The sequence below is a fragment of the Pelomicrobium sp. G1 genome (assembly GCF_051905455.1).
Taxonomy (GTDB): domain Bacteria; phylum Pseudomonadota; class Gammaproteobacteria; order Burkholderiales; family UBA6910; genus Pelomicrobium.
Map to the genome: position 1 here is coordinate 1 of NZ_JBQACR010000451.1, position 253 is coordinate 253.

General features: G+C 72.3%; 1 pseudogene. It reads right to left on the reverse strand.

Annotated elements, in window-relative coordinates:
• Nucleotides 1–253, reverse strand: a pseudogene (locus ACTFO6_RS19190) (deoxyribodipyrimidine photo-lyase); the annotation flags it as partial.

Below are 253 nucleotides of genomic sequence, written 5' to 3' on the forward strand. Positions count from 1 at the left end.
CGGCGACCTGGCGCGGGCCGATCTCGCCGAAGTGGAGGTGGGGGGAGAGCCGGGAGGTGCCTGCCAGGTCTAGCCGATCCCGCGCCTCGGCGTAGCGGGGAAGGGCGGTGTTCAGGAAAGTTTCGAGCCGCGCCTGGGCCCCCGCTTCGCCGGGGCACCAAGCGGCGCGTAGGCCCCCGTCCCAGGGTATTTTCGGCAACAGGCCGAGCTCCTCGAGCTCGAGGGAAGAAAGCGCTGGGGGGACGGGCGGCAG